This is a genomic window from Algoriphagus persicinus, from assembly GCF_035156415.1.
Taxonomy (GTDB): Bacteria; Bacteroidota; Bacteroidia; order Cytophagales; family Cyclobacteriaceae; genus Algoriphagus; species Algoriphagus persicinus.
This window is the reverse complement of record NZ_JAYEEY010000006.1, coordinates 82,887-101,362: the sequence shown is the minus strand read 5'-3', so window position 1 is coordinate 101,362 and position 18,476 is coordinate 82,887. Positions and strand designations below refer to the sequence as shown.

Here is an 18,476-nt window from a genome sequence, read left to right as displayed (position 1 = left end):
CATGAAACAAGCATTTATTCTTTTGATTTGTTCGATAGTATTCACTACTGCAGCTAAGGCCCAAGATTCATTTGATCCTGATGCTTTACTCGTGGATGCCCGAACACTGATTTTGGATGGTAAATATTTGGAGGGTAGAAAGATTGCATTTAGAGCGCTTTCTAAATACCCCGATTATGCTGATATTCTGATTTTGGTAGGCAGAAGCTATGCCTGGGAAGGCAAAAATGATTCAGCTTCTATCTATTTGGAGCGTGCCATTTTGGCAAGTCCTGCTTATGCAGACGGATATTCTGCCTACTTGGATAATCTGTCTTGGGCAGAGCTCTATGATCAAGCAGACGTAGTTTTAGCAAAAGCTAAAGAAAACTTAGGTACGCCTCTTCCGAATGGTCTTCGCTACAAGGAATCCCGATTGCTTTATTACAAGGAAGAGTATGACGAAGCTTTTGAAATCGCTGAGGATCTATTTAGAAAGGATTACAAAGCGGATAATTTGCTCAGCTATATACAAACCTTGCAGCGGCTGAGACGAAACAATGCAGTGGGGGGTACCTATGATTACGATACTTTTGAAGGAGATATTTCACCATGGAGCACCTTTTCTTTCTATGGTAGGACACGTACGAATCTGACAGGAACTCTAATAGGCAGAGTGACTCAATCCTCTCGTTTTGATGCTAATGGGACGCTGTTCGAACTTGATGCATATCCTTCATTGGGAGAAAAAGCTTATGCTTATTTAAACGTAGGGGGATCTTCAGCAAGTTTCTTTCCTGACTTTCGATTTGGGGTTTCTGTCTATTATAACTTACCCAAAGCTTGGGAAATAGAAGGTGGATATAGGTACTTGAAATTTTCTGATGCTACTCATATTTACACAGCTTCATTGGGGAAATACGTGGGCAATTGGTGGATTAATCTTCGTGGAAATTTAATTCCTGGGACTGGAACTAGCCTGGGAACCTCAGCAAATATGCAAGCCAGATATTACTTCAAGACAGGAGAGGATTTCTTCTCCCTGCAGCTGAGCTCGGGTGTGTCTCCTGATGAGGAAACCCGTGACCCCACCCAACTTCTCAATTCCTATCGTGCCAGAGTGGGCTATCAGCAGTTGATTACACCCAGTATTATGGTTTATGCCTTTACGGGCTATAGTCAAGATGAGCTCGGGCCAGATAGGTTTAGAAACAATTTGAACTTTTCTTTGGGCATTGAATATAGATTTTGATGAAAAGTATAGTTACCGAAGAATTTAAACTTTTTTTAAGACGGGTTTTACCCTTCGTGTTTGTCGTGCTCTTTATTCCATTGTTCAGTTATTTGCTTTGGTTGATATCTCCTTCAAAAGCGATGGAAATATTAGTGATAGACAAGACTGTGCCTGTGAATGACTATCAAGAGCACCAAGCTGCTTTTTGGGCTTTTGAACATCTAAAGTTTATTAAAAAGACTGGAGAATTTTTTCAAAAAGATAAAGACTATCTGGGGTTTTTTCCAGATAATTCTCCTTCATTCGGTACATCCAAAGACCTAATGAAACTCTCTGAAAACGAGATACTTGAAACTGCTTCGAATCTTGATATTCTTTATTTTACAGACACCTACGGTGTATTCGAAAATGATTTTGAGCAGCATGATGCTGATGAAATATCCAAAAAAATATACGGAGGGTTAAATCGCGGCGATATCAATTTATTACGCGAGGTAGCTGCGCAGAATAAAACCGTTATTGCAGAATTCAACACGATGGCTTCCCCGACCTCTGTAGGCATTAGAACAGAGTTTGAGAACCTGATGGGACTCAAATGGACAGGGTGGATTGCCAGATATTTTGATGAAATGGATACCACCATCAATCAGGATATTCCAAAGTGGTTTATAAGTCAATATGTAGAGCAGCATGCTAATACTTGGGTTCCATCTGGGCCAGGGATAGTATTTGTACATGAAACTGGGGGCGTAGAAGTCTTTTCCAATGGCTTGGATTACTTTGGAGAAACTCCAAAAATCCGTACCCAACGAATCAATCAACATGGATTTAAACTTCCGGAAATAGTGCCTTACCCCGAATGGTTTGACATTGTACTTATTGAGCGGGATTATCAGGTGATTTCTTATTATGACATAGATCCATCTAATACAGGAAAAGAAAAGTTAAGGGATATGGGCTTGCCGAGATTTTTTCCGGCGGCAGTCTTCAAAGATGTAGGACAAGGACAATATTATTATTTTGCAGGAGATTTTTCTGACATGCCAAATTCTATGGGCTCTCCACGCTTCAAAGGATTGCCGAGTCTCTGGAGAGGATTTCATCTGGTGACTGATTTTACCGATCGAGAAAGCTTTTATTGGAATTATTTTTATCCCTTGCTTTCTCAAGTTCTAGCGAAAACGTACAAGGAAAAAAACGCTCGCTGATAGTCAATCTAATGGCAGCAACTTACGCGTTTGCACAGTGTAGCTATTTTTGTTTTTGAAATCCTCAAACTCCCCCGTTAGCTTATTCTTCAGGTTCTGATCTTCAATAGGATCAATATTCAATCCATCAGAAATCGCAAATAGCTGATCATCTGACAGGAAAAATTCCCCATCTATGTATTCCATTAATTGATTCTTATTTCGCATCAGTGGCATAGCAATTTGGGATTGGAATACCCGGGAAGTGTCCAAAACCTGCCCCATCCAAATGTTCTGCTCAGGTAGTTGGATACCTAACTGCGCATGCAAAAATGCCAAAAAAGAAGGAGTGACTTCGAAATGGCTAATTATACCCTTGAAGTAGGCAGGTCTAGTGATCAGTGGTGAGTATATAATCAGTGGAACATGAAACCGATCCAATCTGGAAGCCATAGGGATATCTGGCAATCGATGATCTCCGGTGAAGACGAAGATAGTATTAGCGAACTCGGGCTTCTTACTGTAAGAAGTGATGAAATCCCTAACCGCGTCATCAGCATAAAGTATCGTCATATAGATATCCTGGTAATTCCTATATTCGGTCTTTTTGGCTTCTGCCAGTTTCAGGTAGTTTTCTAAATGGTCTTCAAATTTTTTTGAATAGAATTCTCGCTCAGGAACCAAATAGGGGTCATGGGATGTGATTGTTTGAAAAATTCCTAATTGAGGCTTGCTGTTGTTTTTTGGAAAAAATGAGAGTCCGTTACTGAAGATTTCTTTGTCACCATATCCCCAGGTGAAGCCATTGGCAGGAGGCATTTTTTTGTATTTGGGATCAAAGTCGTCAATATCTATGACTTGGGATACGCCTGCATTCTCCAAAAACTCCTTCTGATGGTCAAAACTTACATCACTGCCTATGAAAAAGCTTGACTCATAGCCAGTACGATTCAAAACACTTATCAGGCTCTGGTGATGAGGAAAATCCTCATATAATTCTTGAAACCCTTTTTCACCGAAAGGAAGCCCGGCAAAAAGTCCGGGTAGAATGCCGAAAGTTCTTCCGGTAGAGGAAATAGCATTAGTCCAAACCAAACTATGAGACTCCAGAGAATCGAGAAAAGGAGTGAAGCTTCCCAGATAAGCATCTTTTCCTGAATATGCCTTACCTATACTCTCAATAATTACAAAAACTATATCCGGTGGAGATGAAAGGCTATCGAAATATGGACTCAGGACGTCAGGGTAATCAGCCGTATGAAGAAATGGATAGCTGGGATCTGTGTATTCCTTTTTGACAAACAAGGCATTATTTATAGACCTCAGATAGAAATCAAAGTAATACTCATTTTGATACATGAAGTAGTCAAATGCCTGCTCGGAGAGGTACTTTGATTTGTTCCGCTCAATATTAATTTTTTCTTCGTTCAATTTATCCGTATCTGTGAATGGTATAAAATAGAAAAAGATCAAAAACCAATAGGTAGTGATCGTCAACAGAACTGAGACCTTTGTACTCAAATTCAGTAGCTTATAGGCAAGATGGAAAATGTAAAAAAGAAACAAGCAAACAAGTAGTATTGCCCCAACTGATATAAAGTTCAGCAGCCCTGAGGATCTCAGGGTAAGAATAATATCATCCAAATTGTAGGCAAAAAGATCATTTCCTAGAGGCAGAAGCGTTTTAAGGAAATAGAAAATCAAGGCAGTTTGAGTCAAGAGTGCAATCACTAACCAGGATTGGGTAAACCACTTGGCTAACTTGGCAGAAAACAGACTAAGAATCACATGAAGAATGAAGAGCAAGCCAAGAAAATAGAGGATCCAGTTGAGATCCTCGTATAAGCTATAGCCTATTACCTCTCGAAAACTAACGCGAACTGCGTGAGAATTAAAAACCAAGACCAATTCAATTGCTCTAGTCAAAAACATTAAAATTGAGAAGATCAGCGTCATACTCCAAAAGTTATTTAGAGTAGTTTGAATTTTTGCTGGTAGATTAGATCGGATTTCAGCCTTTTGGGCCATATTTGCGTGTTGACTTTTTGGGTGAAGACCGAAAAGATAGGTCAAAATCAGGTATCTTCAAGGAGAGAATTAAATATTATATGAGCAAATCGGATTTGTTGTTGGAGTTGTATTCCAATCTGAGCACAACTGGAGCTGTAGCTTTCAGTTCAAAAACATTGGTAAAGAAAATGCTTACACATGTGGATTTCAAAGATGCCAAATTAATTATTGAATTAGGTGGTGGTGATGGCAGTATCACTAAAGGGATAGTAAATAAATTACAGCCAGATACTGAGCTTTTGGTTTTTGAAATTAGCAAATCTTTCTGCAAATCTATGGAAAAGTCATTTCCTCAAAAAAATGTGAGAATTATAAACGATTCAGCTGAAAATATTGGGGCGTATTTAGAAGAAAGAAAGGCGGACTACGTGCTTTCCAGCCTGCCTTTTAGTTTTTTTGCTCCAGAAGTGAGAGATCAGATTCTTTTTCAGAGCAAAACTGCTCTTACTCCAAGTGGGTTTTTTATTCAAGGTTGTTATTCTTATTTGCTGAAGAATCTGTTCAAAAAACACTTCGTAAGGGTCAACACCAGTTTTACGCTTAAAAATATCCCTCCGGCATTTGTGATGGTATGTAGATAAATCTTTGCTATGGAAGTGCTACGAACAGCCATATTAGACAGGTTAAATCGGGAAAAAGGCGAGTTTTTTACCACATGCGAAATTGTTCAGCTGATGTTTCCTCAGGATTGGGATCTATTTCTCGAAGAAGTAAATACGGTTGCAATTGAACTCTATCATGAAGGTCTTATAAATTTAAGTTCCTCAGAGCTGCCTATTGATTATGATACGATTCGGTCTATTCCCTTGATAATATCATCTCCAATCAAACTTTAGTAGATTTATTTCAGTTGAGAATGAAACAAGAAATCGAGCATGACTAGAAAGTCACACACTGGGATGATTATAATGGATGCGAGATTCCATCCCGTTTCCTTCGTCACGGGACAGGTTATGGCCGTAAAGAAAAAATTATAAACATATGAAAACTGAGCTATGGCTAACGAAATAAAACTACCCACCACTGAAGTGCAGATTCCAGAAGGGTTAAATTTGATCACACTTGGAGCAGGTTGCTTTTGGTGTATTGAGGCCATTTTTCAGCGCCTTCAAGGCGTGGAAAAGGTCATTTCAGGTTATTCCGGAGGATTTATTGCAAACCCTGCCTATGGAGCTATTTGTTCTGGAACGACAGGTCATGCAGAGGTGATTCAGGTTTACTATGACCCTTCAATACTGAAGTTGTCGGAACTTCTGGAGGTTTTTTGGGCTACTCATGACCCCACTACCTTAAACAGACAGGGTGCTGATGTAGGACCACAATACCGATCTTCAATTTTCTTTCACAGTCCTGAGCAGAAGAAGTTGGCCACTACTATTATGATTCAATTAAATGATTCTAAGGTGTTTGACGATCCAATAGTGACGGAAATTACTGCTTTTACTAATTTTTACCCGGCAGAAAACTATCATCAAGATTACTATAATCAGAATGATACGCAACCCTATTGCCAGTTTGTGATCAAGCCAAAAGTGGACAAGCTGAAGAAATTCTTTGCGGAGCGTTTAAAATAGTATTTGCTATTTTTGCCTTGCAAAACCCATTTGCACTTATGAAGTCGAGCTTGTCGAAGGCGACACACAGAGAGTTGATTATTCTCTATGCGAGATTCTCCCGATCCGCCGCGGCGGACGGGACAGGCTATCCCGTTTCCTTCGTCACGGGACAGGGTATGACCTTTAAAAAACAATTATAATCAGATGAAATACCCATGATCCCGTACCTACGGGGACACACAGGGGGATGATTATATCCCAGCATACACCGCAACAGCAGATATGCTTGTTCTTAGGGCGCGTAAGGCTGTCGCAGCAGCGAGCCAGGCGGCTGGTCTGCGGGGTGGAGCTTTGCTGGCGTCTTGACTTTTTGGTTCTTTTGCGTCAAGGCAAAAGAACCAAAGAAATTGAACATGACTCAAGCGATACTTAAGAGAACGATTATTAAATCCTTCAGGTGTTTTTTCGAATTCCGCAGGCGTTTAACTAAGAAATCTAAATTATAAACACATGAAAAGAACCCGAGCACACGAATCCAGAGCCGCTATCGAGCGATTGTACATCACGATGCGGCACCTTTTTACCCGAGGTAGCTACAAACCAATGGGAGTTTCAGGTGAAAGTCTAGTAGATGCCTTGCGTGTATTGAGTCCGGAGATCTACGGATTGGTGACTGACAATGAAAAGATCGAGTTGGATGGGTTACTTTATGTGATGGAGCGACTTCCACGAGGAATAGAAGAGTGTCGCTTCGTGCGTCTGATCAGCCGTGAAGGCTATGAGACTTCCAAGCTAAATGCTATCATTCCTTCCAAGCGTAAGCGTAATTGCTATAGACTGGATGAAAATATCATGTATGTAGAGATGACCCGTGGTCGCTCCGATATCTATGATATTTTGACACACTTGACATTTTTGTATATCGAGTCCAACAAGATCTATAACAACAGCACTGATCCAAAAGGTAAAATATCTACCAATTGGCTTATGCTGGAAGAATTTGTACAAAAAGAATCAGCCGGTGAGGAGTTTGAAAGGGAGGCTGCAAGTGCTTACTTGAGTCATCTTATCGGCAGGACCTACGAAGAGACTGTTCAGGCAGTGGATAAGTTTGAAAAAAGCAGTAATTCCAACAGCCTTTTTTCTATCGTGTATCATATGGGCAGACTAGCACAGGATGAAGCCTCCAAGCATTTGGATCGAGAGATATCGTTTTCCACGACGCTGAGAGAGCGCATCGGCCATCACGTCTATGGTGAAATGTGGGCTCGCAGAATTAAAGTTGCGCTTGATGAGCATGATTTACTGAAGCGTCCCATTCACATCATTTCTGCCAATCTTCATTCTGTTGTCAACACAATTTACGGTGCACAGCTCCTTAATCTGAAAACCTACGAGGAACTTGAAGAGGTGGTGATGGACATCTCGGTAAAAGCAAAAAATAATAAGGGAGCAGCTATTGACAAGTATGCTGTCAAACACGGTTTTATCAATCTCCCTGATAAGTCCGGAACCAACATAGGTGCTCAGATTATAGATACGGCACTTTTGGAGAAGGATGAGTTGATACCCGGAGTTAAACTGCCAAAGGAAACAGAAAAAAGACCAGTATTCGTGGTCATGGATTATGCCTTTGGAGAACAAGCTTACGAATGCTTTGATGAGCTTTTGAAACCCTATGAAAAGGAAGGCAACTCTATTCCATTGGACGTGGTATCTACTTCGATCATGGGCAAAGCAGGTATTCTCTACGGAGGCAAAGGAGATCTGATGATCCCAAATGCTCATGTATTTGAGGGAACTGCTGACAATTATCCCTTCAAAAATGAATTGAAAAAAGCTGACTTCGAAGGGTTTGGGTTAGGCGTTTATTCTGGAACCATGATTTCTGTTCTGGGAACGTCCCTCCAGAATAAGGACATACTTACTTATTTTATGGATTCATCATGGAATGCGGTAGGATTGGAAATGGAAGGAGCCCATTATCAGAAAGCAATTCAATCTGCCTCAAAAATCCGTAGATCCATCCGATCAAATGTGAAAGTGCTTTACGCTTACTACGCCTCAGATAATCCTCTGGAAACGGGCAGTACCTTAGCTTCCGGAGCTTTGGGAATGGAAGGAGTACGACCTACTTACTTGATTACATACAAGATTTTAGAGAAATTATTCGGATAAAAATCAGGCTGGATGGTAGCACTCAACTTGATTTTATCGTCTTTTCAAAAAGCTCTGCTATGAAATATTATTTTACGATTTCGCTCTTGTTTTTCCTTTTTCTCCAAAGTTGTCAAGAGAAAAATTCATTAAACTTTTTGGAATTCTACTGGGATCAAACGGGCTGTACTGATCCTTGGAATACAAATTCTAACGACTCTGATGAAGAAACCCAACAAGCTGTTGAGGATTATCTGAAGGGGGAAGACATAAGAGGAGCCAAAGTAATTTCGATTACTAGTGATGGTGTTCAACAAAGTTGCGAGGCTTGTTTTTGCACAAATGGAACCCGGATTAATTTGACTGTTCCTATAAATCAAAAAAGCAAGATGATAGCGTTGGGATTTCAGGAACCCAACTAGAAAGTTTGTTAAATGGATTTTTTCTGAAGGAGCCTTTCGGATAATACTCTGGTAACTTTCTGAATATTCTGAAGTGTCTACAAGTTGGGCACTTTTCCTTTATGCTGGGCAAATAGCCATGACCATAAATTGGGCTCATTGCTTACCAGATGCCAAATGTTATGGCCTTCGTTGTCATATTTCGTATATAGTGGATTTCCGCCAGCAGCTTCGATTGCGAGTATCATTTCGCTAGATCCGCTCACCGGGACATTTCTGTCTTTTTCCCCATGAAAAGCCCATACTGCAACCTGAGTAATCTCGGAGGCCAAGGAAGTATTACCTTCACCACAAACAGGAATAGCAGCAGCGAATAAATCGGGTCGTGCCGTGATAAAATGCCAAGTGCCATAACCACCACGGGAAATTCCAGTAATGTATCTTCGATCCACATCAATGTTTTCGTGTCCGTCGAGGGCTTCTATTGCTTCGAACACTAACTCATCAATAACAGGAGTAGTTGGAACACCGCCCCAGCCTTTTCCTTCAGGACAAAAGGGCACAAAAATATACGCTGGGTACTTTAATCGATTTACATTTTCTGAAAGAACCTGTGCTGCACTGGCATGATATCCTGCATAGGGAAGTGATACCACCAGAGGATATTCTTTTGTAGAATCAAATTGAACTGGCCTGAGTAAGAGGTACTGCAGGCTGTCTCCTTGACTTCCTACAAATGTATTTTCTTCAAAAAGCTCTGTAAGTTGATCTGCCCTTTCTTGATTCTTTCCTTGCCAATAGACTTGGGAATAACTGGCGGTAGCGAAGGGAATGCTGATAGTGAGAAAAGCGAGGATAAATAGAATACCTAAGATTCCATAAGCATAGCCAGCACTTTTTGATTTAGCATTAGAATAGGAATTAAGTTCATCCTGAAAATTAAGTGCCAAAAAGATCGGGATTATAGCTGTACCTAGTGACATCCATTTAGCTGACTTATCTAAGGTGGAAAGAACCTGAAAATCTCGTGTAGAAACGCTCCAATATGCTGTTACCATTAAAATTCCACTTGAAACCAGTAGAAGAATCCCGGTAATTTTAAGCCATTTTCGTTTTGAAGATTCTGAAAAAGTGAGGACTCCTCCAAGGAGAAGGCCTGAAAATAAGGAGAAGATCAAAGCCTGAAAATAATATTCATCAAACTTCCGCTCTACTATCATCATATAAAGTATCACTACTTGAAACAAAGTGGCAATAGCAGAAAATAAGAGAGTAAGTAAAGCAGGTCTGTAACTTTTGGAATAGAAATACTTACCTAAAACAGCTATGGAAGTGAAATTGATAGCATTTATAAGTATAAACCAAGCAATAAAAAAGTCTTGAAAAAACATTAGATTCCCAAGAAACATATAGATAACACCTTGGATTAGTCCTGTAATAAAGGCTAGAATCATAAGAAATACCGCAAAACTATAATCGCTGCTATTCATTGCTTGTGGATTTAATTGGAATCCAGAGTTCCTCCTCGGAGTTAGCATCATTGTTTTTGTACTTTTCACCCATCAACGCAAAATGAGGTCGGTGATCCAACTCATAAATGGAATTTGGAATCCAGCTTCCAAAAATATACTGATACATCTTAGGAGCCTCGCTTGCTATTCCTCTAAATGGAAATACAGCGTAAAGTCCAGATGGGATAGTGAGATTTTCCATCCCTACTGGAATGTCTTCATGTTTTTCAACTTTCACAGCCGCCCATTTATCAAATTCACGAGCAGGTTGATAGGAAGTAAAATATGAAAGGGAATCATACAATTCCACGGAATACAACTCACTCCCAATGCTATATTGAATTTCTTTTTTCCTAGGCATAAATGCTTTCCATAACTGTCCAGCTTGATTGTTCAGAAAGCTCATTCTTTTCTTTATACCCACTAGCTTTGTCTCTGGAAGGGTTTTAATGGTTGGATTCATTAGGATATCATATAGAAATTATCATCATCATCTTTTGAATTCAATAAAAATAATAATGCTCAAAAGAGCCGAAAATATAACAGCTAACCTGGGAGCGAATTAAATCTATTCTACAAGATAAATGTCGCTGATGAACTTTCCCAATCTTCCTCCAGTTTGCAAATAAGGTATTTAGACTCTTTTCATCCATTTGCTTATTGGCATTACTGACAAGTCTTTGTACCTTGGGAACCCTGTCTTTTTGTGATTCTTCACAATTAGGGCTTATATTTGACAAGGCAATAAAAAGATATCGCCTGTTTTTTACTTTACTTCACTCAACTCATTTTGGAATTTTCATCATTCAACTTTGAAACCTCGCTTCAGGAAGGACTGGACGCAATGGGTTTTGAAAAACCAACTCCAATCCAAGAAAAGGCCATTCCGGTCATCATGGAAAATAGGGATCTTATCGCTTGTGCCCAGACGGGAACAGGTAAGACAGCCGCATTTATACTTCCGATTTTAAATAAGATAAGTAAGAACGGTACTAGCACTTTGAATACACTTATTCTAGCGCCGACTCGGGAACTTGCTATCCAGATCGATCAACAAATCCAAGGATTTGCATATTTCCTTGGGATAAGCTCTATTCCTATTTATGGAGGAGGAGATGGCATAGTATGGGAGCAACAAAAGAAAGCGCTGGAAACCGGGGCTGAAATTATCGTAGCCACACCTGGACGTCTTATCGCACTTCTTGCAGGCGGCAAAATCGATTTGACTTCGCTTGAGCATTTGATTCTTGATGAAGCAGATAGAATGATGGATATGGGATTCTCAGATGATATTCTGAAAATCGTCAATTACCTTCCAAAAAACAGGCAAACCGTTCTTTTCTCCGCTACCATGCCTACCAAAATCAGGCAGTTTAGCATGAAGTTTCTAAACAACCCCGCCGAAATATCCATTGCTATGGGAAAGACGGCCGAAGGAGTAACCCAAGCCATGTATTCTGTGTACGATACGCAGAAGGAAGAATTAGTCAAAAATATACTTTCTCAGAAAGCTTACGAAGCTGTGATAATTTTTGCTTCGACTAAGGACAAAGTGAAATCACTCTTTAAAGTGCTGAGAAAGCAATTCGATATAGAGGCTTTTCACTCAGACCTGGAGCAGGTGGAGCGTGAGAAGATCATGTCTGCCTTCAAGAATAAATCAGTGAAAATACTGATAGGCACAGATATTATTTCCCGTGGCATCGATGTAGTAGGGATCGAATTGGTGATCAATTATGACACGCCATCTGATCCGGAAGATTATGTCCATAGAGTAGGACGTACTGCCCGTGCAGATGCAAAAGGTGCTGCTATTACCTTCGTGAACCCTAAGGATCAGTATAAGTTTGATAATATAGAAAAACTGATTGGGATGAAGATTATCCAAAATCCGCTACCTGAAGGGTTTGAAGCCGGTCCTAGCTATACAGGGACTGCAGAGAAAAGCAAATCTGACTATGGTTCAAAGAAGAAATCTGGCTTCAATAAAAACAAAAAACCTAGTGCCTCGGGAAATAGAAAGTCTTTTCCAAGACGAGAAACCTCCGGAATAGAAAATCATAAAGAAACTCAAGCCAAACCTTCTGAAGCAGAAAAAGCACCTTTATCAAAGATTGCTTCTCATCCAAAGGAAGTGAAGCCAGGTAAATTTGGAATGAGAAAAAATGTCATCGATCCTAATTAATTGACAGAATTTTCCATTGCGATTACGAAGTACTTCAATTAAATTGAGGTACTTTTTATTTTTAAATCTTAAAGCAATGCAATACATAAGACGCAGATCTCGGGGCTCATCCGTTTCATTTTTACAGGAGCTTATAGGGGGAATTGGTTATGAAATCCCTCATCAAGTTATTTTGGAATTGAAATTGAGGTCGCTGTCAAAGACTTCCAGATGAAATCGAGCATGACTTTAGCGTCACATACTGGGATGATTATCCCTAATGCGAGATTCTCCCGATCCGCCGCGGCGGACGGGACAGGCTATCCCGTTTCCTTCGTCACGGGACAGGTTATGACCATTGAAAAACAAATTATAATCAGATGAAAAATCAGTTGGAAGTAGATGGTGAGGTAGGGATCAAAATGTGGACTTTACTATTTGACAAAACAAAACCAGCGGATGTATTTGGCCGCTATATCCTAAATAATGGCTGTTTGGCTCACTTGCAGCGTAAAAACTGGGCAAAATACGCTGAGTGCTATAATGCTTCGGGATATGCTCAGAATAAGTATGATGTAAAGATGGCTAAGGCCTATGTGAAATTTTCAACCCAAAGATAAGTTATGGTACTTGAGGAATTGATTAGACTTTTTGAGCGGGATATTGAGCGACTGAAACTGGAAATACACTCCTATTCCAACGAGGAAAATTTATGGAAAGTAGAGCACAATATCACAAATTCAGCTGGCAACCTTTGCCTGCATTTGGTGGGGAATATGTCTCACTTTGTAGGTAAAGAAATGGGGGGGTTCGACTACGTCCGAGATAGAGAATTTGAGTTTTCCTGCAAGTACGTTCCCATATCTGAATTGGCAGGTATGGTGGAGAAATTGCAAGGTCTAGTGACTGCCAGTCTGGAAGGGTTGGATGAAGAAATGCTTGAGAAAGACTATCCTTTGGAAGTGTTTGGATCAAAAATGTCTCACAGTTATTTTTTAATCCATCTTTATGGTCATTTTAATTACCATTTAGGCCAAATAAATTACCACCGAAGGCTTCTTGATAAATAAAGACATACGATGTACAAGACAAAAAAGTATCCATGAATTTGGACTCAAGCCTATTTTCAATTCACGGATCACATTAATTATTTAAACTTATCAAGCTTGACAAATCCCCCTATTTAAGACAGAATAACCTTCAATAAATTTTCCTTTCTGTACCTTTTTTGCAGAATTCAGATTTAGTGGTAACTTATTGATTACCAAACAAAATTACTTTTAAATTCTTACCAACAGCGTTCTCTTCAAGCTGATATTCTTCACTGGTGAATGACATCCGCTCAGAGGGGTTGCCTCTAAATCGAACCAATTATGAAATCGAGCATGACGCAGACGTCACACAGAGGGATGATTATCCCTAATGCGAGATTCTCCCGATCCGCCGCGGCGGACGGGACAGGCTATCCCGTTTCCTTCGTCACGGGATAGGTTATGACCATTGAAAAACAAATTATAAACACATGAAAAGAAGACACTTTGTTAGGATCTCCGTACTCAGCGTGACAGCGATAAGTGCTTTCGGATTTATCCGATATGACGGAGAAAAGTATGTAGCTGACTGTGCTACTACATCAGATATTTTAGGTCCTTTTTACAGGCCTGCAAGTCCGGTTAGAACTAACTTCCGCCGACCTGGTGAAAAAGGTAAAAATGTAGATCTCAGCGGAAAAATCCTTCATCAAGACTGTACCACCCCTTACCAAAACGCAAAAGTCGAACTCTGGCATTGCGACGCAGAAGGAGTCTATGATAATTCCACGGATGAATTCAAATATCGTGGCACTGTCATAACAGATGCTGAAGGGAATTATGCTTTCCAAACCATACTTCCCGTTCCTTATGATGCAGGAGGAGGATTGATCCGGCCTGCCCATTACCACATGATGGTAACAGCAGAAGGATATCAGCCTTTAGTCACCCAACTGTATTTCACAGGAGACAAAAATATAGAAAAAGACCCATGGGCATCTAAGGCCAAGGGGAGGATTTTGGATGTACAGGACAATCCAAATGGGACGATCAAGGTTATTTTTGACGTAGGAATGGCTCAAACTTTGGCAATTGAAACGGCCTCCATTGATAAGCTTATCGGAACCTATATCGATGAAAATGACCCTCAAAAAACACTTATACTATTCAAAAACAAAAACGCTCTTTGGGTGAAAAATGAGGTGTTTGGGGAAGGATACGAATACGCTGGCAATAACCTATTTGTATATCCCAGCAACCCGGAAGGAAGTTTTGACAAACTGGAATTTGAAATCATTCCTTCAGGTTCAATCAGATTGACCCATTCCTTTCAATATGTGGATCTTGGCAAGGCAACCCACGTTTACATTAAAAAAATCTAATCGCCTGAAATCGAGCATGACTCAAGCGTCACACAGTGGGATGATTATCCGTAATGCGAGATATCACCTGCCTGCTGGAAGGCTGGTGTGGCCTTTAAAAAACAAACTATAAACACATGAAAGCCAGAATCCTTCTACTTTTATTTTTCATCTTTTTCTCCCGGCACCTTGCCTTTGCTCAGGAAAAAACCAGATTCTCAGGCTTTCTTTGCTAAGTATTGGTTTGGGAGAATGCCTATTAGAGGAATGGGACGACAATGACAACAGAACCAAATCCACCTTCCGGGAACTGGGAGGGAAGGTTTTTCATTCTTCCGAACTGAATGCGACAATGGATTCAGAAATGAAATTTATCATGCCGACCACCAATCCCCAATTGATCACAGATGATTTTTCTGTTATCAATGAGACAGCATTTCAGATCCACTACCTATCCAAAATGACCAAAGGCAATAGCCTTCGAGCGGAATCCTTAAAATCTGATGCAGCTCGCTTATTGGGCCTGATTCATTCAAAATATAAACTGAACTGACCATGGAAAAACCACAGATAAACCAAGATCAGACTTTTGAAGAACACAATCCAAATGGGCCAATTGTCTCTAAAAAGAGAAATTGGACATCCTATTTCAAAGAATTCCTGATGCTGTTTTTGGCAGTTGTCCTTGGATTTTTTGTAGAAAATCAGCGGGAGGCCTACGTTGAAAACAAAAACGCTGAAGTCCTTGCGAAATCCATGTTGGAAGATTTGGAACAGGATAGAAAAGGGAGAATGGGAACTGGTACCGATTGCAGCCTCATTGATCAATTTTGAGGTGACAGGTGAGTTGCGATTCAATAAGCCCATTACCAAAGAGACGTACATCAAAATCCGGGACCAAGATACCTTGGACTTATTTATCAATAAGGTGGTGACGGTCCGGACTATGACAGGGCGTTCGCTTCAGGAGTATAAGGCGCAACTGCTACTAGGCGAAGACCTGATCAAAGAGATAGGAGGTAAATACAGATTGAATTAAGCATCACAAGCTATTTGGAAAAGGGTAGATAGAAAATTTAATAATATGTATAAAAGCAACATTACTTGTAATGAAAAAGACTTATAGAAATTTAATTTCCCAATTGATCCTGTTAGGTTTGAGTAGGTCAGGTGCCATCTTTGCGCAGGATGTTTCCATCCAAATCGGAGTCCATGAAAGCATCCAATCAGAAATCCTCCAGGAAAACAGGCCCTTTTTGATTCATCTACCGGATAGCTATCTAACTTCCGCTTCATCCTATCCGGTTTTGTACCTGCTCGATGGTTCGGAATATGGACTATTTAACGCCATCGCTGATCTCAGAAGGTTGCAAGGAAGAGAGTTGGCCCCGGAAATGATCATCGTGGCTATTGAGAATACAGACCGCAATAGGGATATGATGCCGGTCCAAGCCGAAGGCTATCCCGGACCTCCCAGGGCAGAAGATTTTCTATCCTTTATCGAAAAGGAACTGATTCCTTCCATCGAAGAAACCTACCGTACCGACGGGCAAAGAATCCTGAAAGGTCAATCTCTAAGCGGCCTTTTTACACTGTATGCCTTGCTTACCAAACCAACCGTATTTGATGCATACATCGGACACAGCGCAGGTTGGTTTAAAGAAAGCAACAATTATTTTCTGGACTTGAGCGAAAAAGCTTTTCAAAAACTTGCAGATTTTGATGGCAGAAAAATCTTTATGGCCAATTCCCTGAACGACCCCTATGACTCCGATCGGGTTATCCATAAGCAATTAGCGGACTTTTCAGAATTAATCAAAACCCGATTAGGTGAAAGGATTTCCTACAAGTATGTCACTTATGCCGATTACGGTCATGTGCCATTTCCGGGATTTTACGATGGAATCAAATTCATTTATGAATCTGAGGAAACAAGACTTGCGATCGATACTGATGAGACCGCTGTTAAGAAATTGGTAAATAGCTTTTTAATTGCCATTGGAAACGGGGATGTAGATGCCACTGAACCTATATTTTTACCAAAGGCGACAATTGGAGGGGCAAGCTTTAGAGAAGGAAAACGGAATTTGGAAATTTCTGAGTGCCGCATACACCGCACAGCCAATAATCATTAAATGAGAATTTCAATGAAACGAATCCTAACCACCCTAAATGAAAAATGGCCGGAATACTTCCTAGAAATCCTTGTGCTGATCATCGGTATCTATGGGGCCTTTGAATTGGCGAATTATGGAGAAAATAGAGCCCGAAAAAGGACGGAGCTCGAAATACTGAAAGGGTGCAGAACAGAACTGATCGCCGATCTGAAGGATATTAATATTAATATGGAGGATTTGAGAAAAAGCCAGGTAGCATTTGACCTGATCCTCGAAGTATTTGAAAATGACGGACCTTACCATGATTCCTTGAGTTGGCATTTCAATCACACCTTGCTCCCCATGCATTTTGTGCACTCGACTAGTTCTTTCGAAACAGCTAAATCCAAAGGATTGGACATCATTTCCAATGCGCACCTACGGACCAAGTTGATTTCACTTTATGATTCTCAGTATGATTTATTCCTTCAGGCAGAGGCAGAGGAGTTGGCCGAAGTACAGTATGGGATGAGGCATATTCTGTCGGGTCGGTTTGAATCAGGATTTAATTATGATGGATCCTTTGCAGGAAAGATGGTTCCCTTAGATTTTGAATCACTCAAAAAAGACCAAGAATACCTTTACTTCATCAAAACCCAGCAAAATAGAACCCGATCCTATCAAAGTTACTTTTATGAAACTCTAAAAAACTCGGTAGAATCCATGATTCGTGATTTGGATATAGAAATTAACAGACTGGATCGATGAACAGTATGCCAACCAACTTAAATAATATGATCTCACTTTTCCAAAAAATCCGTCAAAACTACTTTAACAAAACAAGATAGACAGTGCCTTAAAATACGCCATTGGCGAAATCCTACTAGTGGTGATTGGAAAGATAAGTCCCTTTAGCCACTTGATATGGGTAGAACAAACAAATAACCAAGACACCGCCGTGCCTTTTGGTACGGGATATGTTGGAACCCCTACGGAAGACACAAATCAAATCGCGTACCTATGGCACGCTCGTCAAATTATTTACATTTTTATCTACCCATGTTTTGTCCCTAGGGGACAATTACCACAATAACAATAATTGCCTTCAAACCAATGATGGATCTCTTCCGAAAAATCCGTCAAAAACTCCTCGCTCACCTGCCTGACGACAAGGCAGGAAATAGAATTACCCAATACTTAGCTTATGCCATAGGTGAAATAATTCTTGTAGTCATCGGGGTCATGCTCGCTCTGCAGGTCAATACCTGGAAAGAAGAGTGCGCAAATCGGGCCCAGGAAAGCAGTTTTTATATGGCTCTTCCGCTCTGGTGATCGCAGAGGGAGGCAAAAAGGGATTTTATGCCCATCTCTGGTCAGTCAAAGACACAAGAAATATAGATTCAGAATCAGCATTGTAAAAAAAGCCAATACATAAAAAGGAAGTGGTGAAAGCATTTTTTAATCTATCCATAGGGAAATCGATTTTTTCTAGAATTATCAGTTCAAATTGAGTCAAGGTCGAGGACATGAAGTTAAGCTGATAACATACGGCAGGCTGGTGTTTTCATCGAAGAGGGTATAAGGATTGAATTTGCCTTCTCTGAATAGGGGGGACTGCGTTCTAGGTTTAATCCTCATCCTCGGAAAATTTTCCATTCGAGCAGGGAAATAAAAACATGCCTTCGTCCTAACCAAGATTCTATTGAATAGAAATCAGGTTAGTTTAACA

The 18,476-nt window shown here is 40.3% G+C and carries 22 protein-coding genes; 19 read left to right on the top strand and 3 right to left on the bottom strand.

Annotated features, from left to right (window positions below):
- Position 1: 1 nt before the first annotated feature.
- On the top strand, positions 2-1,231 hold the full coding sequence (locus tag U3A58_RS06655) for a YaiO family outer membrane beta-barrel protein (RefSeq protein WP_323822621.1): 1,230 nt from the start codon (positions 2-4) through the stop codon (positions 1,229-1,231).
- Positions 1,231-2,421, top strand: a complete 1,191-nt coding sequence (locus U3A58_RS06650; protein ID WP_323822620.1) for a hypothetical protein — start codon at positions 1,231-1,233, stop codon at positions 2,419-2,421. Before U3A58_RS06655 ends, U3A58_RS06650 begins: the two co-directional genes overlap by 1 nt.
- 3 nt (positions 2,422-2,424) lie before the next feature.
- Here the strand turns inward: U3A58_RS06650 and U3A58_RS06645 are convergent, their stop codons facing one another.
- The gene (locus tag U3A58_RS06645) at positions 2,425-4,428 is read right to left on the bottom strand and encodes an LTA synthase family protein (RefSeq protein ID WP_323822619.1); all 2,004 of its coding nucleotides are present in this window, start codon (positions 4,426-4,428) and stop codon (positions 2,425-2,427) included.
- 80 nt (positions 4,429-4,508) lie between these two features.
- Between U3A58_RS06645 and U3A58_RS06640 the strand changes: the two genes are divergently transcribed.
- From U3A58_RS06640 to U3A58_RS06615, 6 genes are all read left to right on the top strand, one after another.
- Positions 4,509-5,051 (top strand): class I SAM-dependent methyltransferase, encoded by a 543-nt coding sequence (locus U3A58_RS06640; RefSeq protein WP_323822618.1) that lies wholly within the window; start codon positions 4,509-4,511, stop codon positions 5,049-5,051.
- A gap of 9 nt (positions 5,052-5,060) precedes the next feature.
- Positions 5,061-5,306 (top strand): hypothetical protein, encoded by a 246-nt coding sequence (locus U3A58_RS06635; RefSeq protein ID WP_323822617.1) that lies wholly within the window; start codon positions 5,061-5,063, stop codon positions 5,304-5,306.
- A gap of 159 nt (positions 5,307-5,465) precedes the next feature.
- Positions 5,466-6,044 carry a peptide-methionine (S)-S-oxide reductase MsrA gene (msrA, locus tag U3A58_RS06630; protein WP_323822616.1) on the top strand — a complete coding sequence of 193 codons (579 nt, stop codon included), beginning with the start codon at positions 5,466-5,468 and terminating at the stop codon, positions 6,042-6,044.
- Between the two features lie 38 nt (positions 6,045-6,082).
- The gene (locus tag U3A58_RS06625) at positions 6,083-6,226 is read left to right on the top strand and encodes a hypothetical protein (protein ID WP_323822615.1); all 144 of its coding nucleotides are present in this window, start codon (positions 6,083-6,085) and stop codon (positions 6,224-6,226) included.
- A gap of 310 nt (positions 6,227-6,536) precedes the next feature.
- A complete protein-coding gene (locus U3A58_RS06620) occupies positions 6,537-8,204 on the top strand; it encodes a DUF6909 family protein (protein WP_323822614.1) in 1,668 nt (555 codons plus the stop codon).
- Between the two features lie 59 nt (positions 8,205-8,263).
- On the top strand, positions 8,264-8,605 hold the full coding sequence (locus tag U3A58_RS06615) for a hypothetical protein (protein WP_323822613.1): 342 nt from the start codon (positions 8,264-8,266) through the stop codon (positions 8,603-8,605).
- Positions 8,606-8,682: 77 nt separating this feature from the next.
- Here U3A58_RS06615 and U3A58_RS06610 read toward each other — a convergent pair whose 3' ends face one another.
- Positions 8,683-10,074 carry a carboxylesterase family protein gene (locus tag U3A58_RS06610; protein ID WP_323822612.1) on the bottom strand — a complete coding sequence of 464 codons (1,392 nt, stop codon included), beginning with the start codon at positions 10,072-10,074 and terminating at the stop codon, positions 8,683-8,685.
- The gene (locus tag U3A58_RS06605; protein ID WP_323822611.1) at positions 10,067-10,558 is read right to left on the bottom strand and encodes a GyrI-like domain-containing protein; all 492 of its coding nucleotides are present in this window, start codon (positions 10,556-10,558) and stop codon (positions 10,067-10,069) included. The genes U3A58_RS06610 and U3A58_RS06605 overlap by 8 nt, the downstream gene beginning before the upstream one ends.
- Before the next feature lie 327 nt (positions 10,559-10,885).
- Here U3A58_RS06605 and U3A58_RS06600 point away from each other — a divergent pair, with 327 nt between their 5' ends.
- The 11 genes from U3A58_RS06600 to U3A58_RS06550 all read left to right on the top strand — a co-directional run bounded on the left by U3A58_RS06600 (position 10,886) and on the right by U3A58_RS06550 (position 18,079).
- A complete protein-coding gene (locus U3A58_RS06600) occupies positions 10,886-12,280 on the top strand; it encodes a DEAD/DEAH box helicase (protein ID WP_323822610.1) in 1,395 nt (464 codons plus the stop codon).
- A gap of 210 nt (positions 12,281-12,490) precedes the next feature.
- Positions 12,491-12,643 (top strand): hypothetical protein, encoded by a 153-nt coding sequence (locus U3A58_RS06595; RefSeq protein WP_323822609.1) that lies wholly within the window; start codon positions 12,491-12,493, stop codon positions 12,641-12,643.
- Positions 12,640-12,879 (top strand): N-acetylmuramidase domain-containing protein, encoded by a 240-nt coding sequence (locus tag U3A58_RS06590; protein WP_323822608.1) that lies wholly within the window; start codon positions 12,640-12,642, stop codon positions 12,877-12,879. The genes U3A58_RS06595 and U3A58_RS06590 overlap by 4 nt, the downstream gene beginning before the upstream one ends.
- A gap of 3 nt (positions 12,880-12,882) precedes the next feature.
- Complete coding sequence (locus tag U3A58_RS06585) at positions 12,883-13,329, top strand: DUF1572 family protein (protein WP_323822607.1); 447 nt, start codon at positions 12,883-12,885, stop codon at positions 13,327-13,329.
- Between the two features lie 452 nt (positions 13,330-13,781).
- Complete coding sequence (locus tag U3A58_RS06580; protein WP_323822606.1) at positions 13,782-14,672, top strand: dioxygenase family protein; 891 nt, start codon at positions 13,782-13,784, stop codon at positions 14,670-14,672.
- A 208-nt stretch (positions 14,673-14,880) separates the two neighbouring features.
- A complete protein-coding gene (locus tag U3A58_RS06575; protein ID WP_323822605.1) occupies positions 14,881-15,204 on the top strand; it encodes a hypothetical protein in 324 nt (107 codons plus the stop codon).
- A 2-nt stretch (positions 15,205-15,206) separates the two neighbouring features.
- Entirely contained in the window at positions 15,207-15,485 is a 279-nt protein-coding gene (locus U3A58_RS06570; protein ID WP_323822604.1) for a hypothetical protein, read from the top strand.
- On the top strand, positions 15,472-15,690 hold the full coding sequence (locus tag U3A58_RS06565; protein ID WP_323822603.1) for a hypothetical protein: 219 nt from the start codon (positions 15,472-15,474) through the stop codon (positions 15,688-15,690). Before U3A58_RS06570 ends, U3A58_RS06565 begins: the two co-directional genes overlap by 14 nt.
- A gap of 70 nt (positions 15,691-15,760) precedes the next feature.
- Positions 15,761-16,786, top strand: a complete 1,026-nt coding sequence (locus tag U3A58_RS06560; RefSeq protein WP_323822602.1) for an alpha/beta hydrolase — start codon at positions 15,761-15,763, stop codon at positions 16,784-16,786.
- A 12-nt stretch (positions 16,787-16,798) separates the two neighbouring features.
- Positions 16,799-17,515: a hypothetical protein gene (locus tag U3A58_RS06555; protein WP_323822601.1), complete on the top strand. Its 717-nt coding sequence runs from the start codon at positions 16,799-16,801 to the stop codon at positions 17,513-17,515.
- Between the two features lie 345 nt (positions 17,516-17,860).
- Positions 17,861-18,079: a hypothetical protein gene (locus U3A58_RS06550; RefSeq protein WP_323822600.1), complete on the top strand. Its 219-nt coding sequence runs from the start codon at positions 17,861-17,863 to the stop codon at positions 18,077-18,079.
- Positions 18,080-18,476: the final 397 nt, after the last annotated feature.